Consider the following 6,764-nt stretch of genomic DNA (forward strand, 5'->3'; position numbering starts at 1 on the left):
GCACCTTACGCACAAGCTTTGTGCGGTGTTGCCTCAAACATACTTTCAATCAAATTCGGTGTGCTGGAGCAACTCGTTTTCAACACACCGCAGGAAAGGAGAACCCGCGTGAGTATTGTGTATGCAGTTGCCAACCAGAAAGGCGGCGTGGGAAAATCCACCACCGTGGTGAATCTGGGGGCATATCTGGGTTCCCGCGGCAAGCGTGTACTCTGCGTGGACATCGACCCGCAGGGCAACACCACCACCGGTCTTGGCATCAAGAAAAAACAGCTGCCGGTTTCTTCATATGAGGTGCTGGTGGGGAAGTGCAGCATACAGGAAGCCATTGTCCGCACAGCGTTTGAAAACGTCAGCCTGCTGCCGGCGAAGAACACCCTTGCCGGTGCGGAACTGGAACTGTCCGCCATGGACAATCGCATGAACCGGCTGAAAATGCAGATTCTGACCTGTAAACTGGACTATGACTATATCCTGATCGACTGCCCGCCGGCACTGGGGCTGCTCACCGTCAATGGACTGGTGGCGGCAGATCAGCTGATTATTCCCATGCTGGCAGAGTTCTACGCACTGGAAGGTCTGTCCCAGCTGACCAACACCATTAAGGTGGTACGCAGCAACTATAACCCCAATCTGGACATCGGCGGCATTCTGTTCGTGATGTTTGACCAGCGGCTCAACGTGTCCCGACAGGTGGAAGAAGAAGTCAAAAAGTATTTCCCGAACAAGGTCTTTCAGACGAAAATTCCCCGCAACGTGCGGCTTTCGGAAGCCCCCAGCCACGGCAAACCGGTGATGTATTACGACCGGTTTTCCAAGGGGGCAGAGGCGTATATGCTGCTGGGTCTGGAATTGCTGGGAGAAAAACCGCCGGAGAAAAAACGGCGGCTGTTGTCGTTCGGCAAGAAAAGGGAGAGTGGTGACCAATGACGATCGGCGGACTGGGCAGCGGTCTGGATTTTCTCTATGATGAAAATGCCACCGAGGTGCAGGTGAAAAAGACGCTCCGCGTTTCGGAACTGGAACCCAATCGGGACCAGCCCCGCAAACAGTTCAGCGATGAAGCCATTCAGACGCTGGCGGATTCCATTCAGCAGTACGGCATGATCCAGCCCATTCTGGTGCGTCCGCTGGGGCTGAATTATCAGATCGTCGCCGGCGAACGCCGCTTGCGTGCAGCGAGAATGCTGGGCATGGACGAAGTGCCGGTGGTGATTCGGGAACTGACCGACGAGGAAACCATGGCGGTGGCTCTGATCGAGAATCTCCAGCGGGAGGACCTGAACCCACTGGAAGAAGCCAACGCCTACGCACAGCTGATGGACATGTTTCACCTGACGCAGGAGGAAGTGGCGAAGCGTGTGGGAAAATCCCGCAGTGCCGTGGCGAATTCCCTGCGGCTGCTGAAGCTGCCGGAAGATGTGAAAACACTGGTGGAGGACGGCGGACTGAGTGCCGGACATGCCCGTGCACTGCTGGGCATCTCTGACGAGAAGCTGCTCTCTGAAACGGCGGCAAAGGCGGCAGACGGAAAGCTGACTGTCCGTGCCGTGGAAAAGATCGCTGCCGACAGCGAAAAGCCGGAAAAACGGACGAAGTTCAGCCATAAGGACAGCTTCTATAAGGAGATCGAGATCAGTCTGGAAAGCCGTCTGGGACGGCGTGTCACAGTGACCGCCGGAAAAAACAAGGGCACACTGAATCTGGAATTCTACGATAAAGACGATTTGTCTGCACTGGCACAGAAGCTGACAAAAGAGTAAGGCAGCGAGGGTGTTTCACGTGAAACATTGTTCGCCTCTACATACTGTGTAATTTTTGAAACATTATAGATCAGGCTCCCTTGAAAAGGGAGCTGGCAGCCGCAGGCTGACTGAGGGATTTTTCTGTGAAATCTGCAATTTAAGAAAATTTTTACCAGAATCCCTCCACCAGCTTTGCTGGTTCCCTTCCCTTTTCAAGGGAGGCTTATTCCTATAATTTTAACTGTTACATAGTACTAAGTACTACATACTGTAATCTTGTGGGCATCCCACATACATAAAGGAAGGAAAAAAACATGATCGATATGAAATGGATCCGGAACGATCCGGAAAAAGTCAAGGAAAACATCCGCAAGAAGTTTCAGGACGACAAGCTGCCGCTGGTAGACGAAGTTGTGGAACTGGATCAGAAATTCCGAGAAGCAAAGGTACAGGGCGACGAACTCCGCAGCCAGCGGAAGTCTATCAGCAAGAAGATCGGTGCCCTCATGGGACAGGGCAAAAAGGAAGAAGCCGAAGCTGTCAAGGCAGAGGTGGGTGCGATCGGCACCAAGCTGGAAGAACTGGAAAAGGCAGAAACAGAACTGTCTGCCCGTATCCGCGAGATCATGCTGGTGATCCCGAACTTCATTGATGACTCCGTGCCGATCGGTAAGGACGATTCCGAAAACGTGGAAGTAGAGCGTTTCGGCGAGCCGGTTGTGCCGGATTTCGAAGTGCCGTATCACGTGGACATTATGGAAAAACTCCATGGCATCGACATCGACGCAGCCCGCGACACCAGCGGTAACGGCTTCTATTATCTGTGCGGTGATATTGCACGGCTGCACTCCTCCATTCTGGCATATGCCCGCGACTTTATGATTAATAAGGGCTTTACCTACTACATTCCGCCGTTCATGATCCGCAGCAACGTGGTGACCGGCGTAATGTCCTTTGCCGAAATGGAAGGCATGATGTACAAGATCGAGGGCGAAGACCTCTACCTGATCGGTACCAGCGAGCACTCCATGATCGGTAAGTTTATCGATACCATTCTGCCGGAAGAAAAGCTGCCCCAGACTCTGACCAGCTATTCTCCGTGCTTCCGGAAGGAAGTGGGTGCACACGGTATCGAGGAACGCGGCGTGTACCGTATCCACCAGTTCGAAAAGCAGGAAATGATCGTTGTCTGCAAGCCGGAGGAAAGCATGGACTGGTTCCATAAGATGTACGGTTATACCGTAGAGTTCTTCCGCAGTCTGGACATTCCGGTTCGGACACTGGAGTGCTGCTCCGGCGATCTGGCTGACCTGAAAGTCAAGAGCCTGGACGTAGAAGCATGGTCGCCCCGTCAGAAGAAGTACTTCGAAGTGGGCAGCTGCTCCAATCTGGGCGACGCACAGGCAAGACGGCTGGGAATCCGCATCAAGGGCAAGGACGGCAACAAGTACTTTGCCCACACCCTGAACAACACCGTTGTTGCTCCGCCCCGCATGCTGATCGCATTCTTGGAAAACAACCTCAACGAGGACGGCTCTGTCCGCATTCCGGAACCCCTGCAGCGGTACATGTTCACTGACTGCATTCGTCCGCAGGACTAAGAGCATATTTCACCTAGGGGAAAGCACGCCTGACGGCTTTATTCAGTGTTCCCCTAGTTTTCCACAGCAAAAATTGCGTGTGTGGAAAACGAAAATAGAATTGAAAATCGGAAAACCGGTTGAAACTGCGATGTTTTCAACCGGTTTTCTCTTTTGTGGAAAAGTGCAATTGTTGAAACATGTGGAAAATACGGAAACGGCTTCTGTGGAAAAACGGGCAGTGGAAATCATGCTGGTAAAGCTGCTTTTCCACAAGGCATGGCTGTTCTGCAAATACAAAAAGCGGACATTTTTCCAGTTGGAAGAACGTCCGCTTTTTGCAGAATGTGTGTACCTCACAGGGATTCAAACTGTGAAATACATTTTGAGAAACGCGTATCTTTCTGGAGAAGAAAGATGCACGCTGAAAATGTCATGGTTACGCTGTCAGCTTTTGCCGCAGCACTGCCAGATCCAGCCCGTTCACGCTGCCGTCGCCGTTGCAGTTTGCCAATGTTGCAGCGGTTTCCGACAGGGACTTGCTGTCCAGCAGGTACTGCTGCAACAGTACCGCGTCTGCTACGCTGACAATACCATCCTCGTTGCAGTCGCCTGTCAGCGTAGTTTCACCGGACTGTTTCACTGCCAGCAGCTGCTGCATCAGCGTGTCGTCAAACATCTTGCAGCTGCTCCGGTTGTAGTGCAAATCGGTGACGTCCCACATTACCGGACACATGTCGCGGGAATAGGCGGCTTCGCAGACCGAGGAAAGAAATCTCCGGACGGATTCTTCTTCCTTGTTCTTTTTCGGGCAGCCGTATTCGCCGATGATGACAGGGATTCCTTTATCCACATAGGTGGTTTTCATGAGATCCATGTTTCGGTTCAGTTCGGCGTAGTCGTCGTCTGTGCCCCAAGTGGAACGCATCTTGCCCCATGAAGCATCTTCTTCCAGAATGGCGAAGCCGGAGGGTGTGTAATAGTGTACGGATACCGCACAGCGTCCCGCCGGATCGTTGGGCATCTGGAACAGGCTGTCACAGGTCAGTTCCACATCAGTGTTATAGCCGGAAATGAGCAGGTGTCGCTGAGGATTGTTGCCGCCGGAGGAACGGATAATGTCCACAAACGTCTGGTTGATCTCATTGACCAGATCATAGGAGTTCGTCTTGCCCTCGGTGCCGCCCCAGCGGTTCCAAAGGCTTTCCCAGCCCAGTTCTTCATTTTGCGATTCAAAAACCAGATAGTCGCTGTAGTCGGCGAATGCATCGCTGACCTGTGTCCAGATCCGCTTGTACTTCTCCATGCAGTTTTCCTTGTCCGTGGGGAAGTTCGCCAGCCAGCCGCCGTCATAGTGCAGATTGAGAATGACATACAGTCCGCAGTCTATTGCCCAGTCCACCACTTCCTGCACCGCAGAAAGGTACTTGTCGCTGATGGTGTAGTTATCCTCCATCATATTCGACCACGCCACCGGTACACGGAGGGTGTCAAAGCCGGCATCTGCGTAACCTTGGATCATCTGCTGGGTAATCACAGGACTGCCCCACGCGGTTTCATAGGATTCCGGTGTGCCGTCCCCCCACTGGGCGATCCAGTCGCCGCAAGATTCGTAGGTGTTTCCCAGATTGATGCCAATGCCCATGTCCTTGACCAGCTGGGCAGTGGTGATGTCCCGCATGGAGGACTGCTTCTGGGGCAGAGCCGACACAGAAGCGGTGCAGCTGCACCAGAGAATACCGGCAGCCATTGCTCCGGCAATTATTTTTTTCATCATTATGATTTCCTTGCGGTCCATGCCGCTGGTGTTTCACCTGTCAGAGTCGTCTTATGCAGAAGTTGCCATACGCACCTGTACACGCCCCTGCTTGCGGAAGTCCGAGGGTGTGCTGCCGCAGTTCTTCTTGAACTGGCGTAAAAAGCTGTAGGTGCACCCATAGCCGCACTGCTCCGCGATCTCGCCCACCGTCAGCCTTGTGGAGGACAGCAGTTCCTTGGCACGCTGCATCTTTGCACAGGTGACATCAGTCATCACTGTGACCCCGAAGGTCTTTTTATAAAGGTGCTGCAAGCCGGAACGGCTCATGCTGACAAAATTCAGCATGGAGTCCACCGTGCCGAACTGCTCCGGTGTCTGGTAGATCCGCATTCGCAGATATGTCAGCTGCTGGTTGTTGTCCCGCAGCTGGAGTGTGCTGTGATGATCGCCGGCGGTGTATTCCCGCCGGATCTTCATGAACAGAATGTTGGCGTACTGGTGTTCGATCTCGCTGTGCATCAGTTCCGCGGAATAGTGTTCATATGCCATTTTCCGGATTAGTTCTGACAGTTCCGCAGCGTTCTGTGTCTGCATCGGCGTGTCAAAGGGCATGCCCTCGTTTCGCAGGGCGAGTTCCTCCTCCGGTGTCATGTTGCAGTAGAACCAGTCGTCTGTATAGGTGCCGTTTTCCGCAGCATAGCGGCAGGCGGTGTGCGGGGTGAAAAAGAGAATTGTATTCTTTTCCAAACGCAACTTTTTCCCGTTCAACAAAAATCGTGCAGGGGATTTTACCAAAAGGAACAGATAACAGCCCGGTCCCTTCGGATAATCCATCACAAAATCTGCACCGTGGGTATAATTGTGTCCGATTACTCCAATTTTCATAGTGTTCTCCTTTGCATTCAGCGAATTTTCCGGATCTTTTCCGGAGAACATGGGAAAAATCAAGGAAAATTCGAATCAGGTCCAATTGCATTGCATTTATTATAGCACGATTTCTCAGAAGATGCAACCACAAATTCTGCTCATTTTTATAACATATTGTGCAAAGTGGGAGAATATTGCACATATCATTTTGTGCAGGGCAATATCCGCATCATCAAAATCGTACAAAAATCAACATGTTTTTTTGAAAAGCAGGATTGTGCAGTTTTTGCGGCATATCCGGACAATGTTTTGCCGCCGAAAATTTTTCTGGTACAAGCTATTGACAAATACCCCTACAGGGTATATAATAGACACAGGCAGACCGTTCAGGAGCTACCCTGAGAAAAGAAGAAAGGCGGTATCGATCATGGTAAAGACAACATTGAAAATTGACGGTATGATGTGCAGTATGTGTGAGGCACACATGAACGATCTGGTTCGCCAGAACTGCAGCGTGAAAAAGGTGACATCTTCTGCGAAGAACGGAGAAACCGTTGTCATCAGTGAAGAACCGTTGGATATTTCTATGCTGGATAAGGAGATCAAGGGCATTGGGTACACTCTGCTGTCCCACGAGAGCGAGCCCTACGAGAAAAAGGGACTGTTCCACCGGAAGTAATGGTGCGAAGTCCAGCCAGTGAACACACGTAAAAAAGCCACTCCTGTGTAAGGAGTGGCTTTTTTGGATTGTTGTTGTTTGTGTAGGGGGATTGCCCGCACAATGTCATTAACTTAAAACGGCCCTTGAATGGC

The 6,764-nt window shown here is 51.8% G+C and carries 6 protein-coding genes; 4 read left to right on the forward strand and 2 right to left on the reverse strand.

Annotated elements, in window-relative coordinates; all coding sequences use genetic code 11:
* Window positions 1–108: 108 nt before the first annotated feature.
* From RUMCAL_RS05940 to serS, 3 genes are all read left to right on the forward strand, one after another.
* Window positions 109–930 (forward strand): ParA family protein, encoded by an 822-nt coding sequence (locus RUMCAL_RS05940; RefSeq protein ID WP_040647240.1) that lies wholly within the window; start codon window positions 109–111, stop codon window positions 928–930.
* The gene (locus tag RUMCAL_RS05945; protein ID WP_021681745.1) at window positions 927–1,763 is read left to right on the forward strand and encodes a ParB/RepB/Spo0J family partition protein; all 837 of its coding nucleotides are present in this window, start codon (window positions 927–929) and stop codon (window positions 1,761–1,763) included. The genes RUMCAL_RS05940 and RUMCAL_RS05945 overlap by 4 nt, the downstream gene beginning before the upstream one ends.
* Before the next feature lie 296 nt (window positions 1,764–2,059).
* The gene (gene serS, locus RUMCAL_RS05950) at window positions 2,060–3,346 is read left to right on the forward strand and encodes a serine--tRNA ligase (RefSeq protein ID WP_021681747.1); all 1,287 of its coding nucleotides are present in this window, start codon (window positions 2,060–2,062) and stop codon (window positions 3,344–3,346) included.
* A gap of 418 nt (window positions 3,347–3,764) precedes the next feature.
* Here the strand turns inward: serS and RUMCAL_RS05960 are convergent, their stop codons facing one another.
* Window positions 3,765–5,102: a cellulase family glycosylhydrolase gene (locus tag RUMCAL_RS05960; RefSeq protein WP_156902449.1), complete on the reverse strand. Its 1,338-nt coding sequence runs from the start codon at window positions 5,100–5,102 to the stop codon at window positions 3,765–3,767.
* Window positions 5,103–5,153: 51 nt separating this feature from the next.
* On the reverse strand, window positions 5,154–5,969 hold the full coding sequence (locus RUMCAL_RS05965) for a helix-turn-helix domain-containing protein (RefSeq protein ID WP_169725992.1): 816 nt from the start codon (window positions 5,967–5,969) through the stop codon (window positions 5,154–5,156).
* Window positions 5,970–6,378: 409 nt separating this feature from the next.
* Between RUMCAL_RS05965 and RUMCAL_RS05970 the strand changes: the two genes are divergently transcribed.
* Window positions 6,379–6,630: a heavy-metal-associated domain-containing protein gene (locus RUMCAL_RS05970; RefSeq protein ID WP_040647244.1), complete on the forward strand. Its 252-nt coding sequence runs from the start codon at window positions 6,379–6,381 to the stop codon at window positions 6,628–6,630.
* Window positions 6,631–6,764: the final 134 nt, after the last annotated feature.

The sequence above is a fragment of the Ruminococcus callidus ATCC 27760 genome (assembly GCF_000468015.1).
Taxonomy (GTDB): domain Bacteria; phylum Bacillota; class Clostridia; order Oscillospirales; family Ruminococcaceae; genus Ruminococcus_C; species Ruminococcus_C callidus.

What these genes read in the sequence shown, in the direction of transcription:
- RUMCAL_RS05960 (WP_156902449.1), bottom strand. Translation starts at nt 5,102, where the DNA reads ATGATGAAAAAAATAATTGCCGGAGCAATGGCTGCCGGTATTCTCTGG.
- RUMCAL_RS05970 (WP_040647244.1), top strand. Translation starts at nt 6,379, where the DNA reads ATGGTAAAGACAACATTGAAAATTGACGGTATGATGTGCAGTATGTGT.
- serS (WP_021681747.1), top strand. Translation starts at nt 2,060, where the DNA reads ATGATCGATATGAAATGGATCCGGAACGATCCGGAAAAAGTCAAGGAA.
- RUMCAL_RS05965 (WP_169725992.1), bottom strand. Translation starts at nt 5,969, where the DNA reads ATGAAAATTGGAGTAATCGGACACAATTATACCCACGGTGCAGATTTT.
- RUMCAL_RS05945 (WP_021681745.1), top strand. Translation starts at nt 927, where the DNA reads ATGACGATCGGCGGACTGGGCAGCGGTCTGGATTTTCTCTATGATGAA.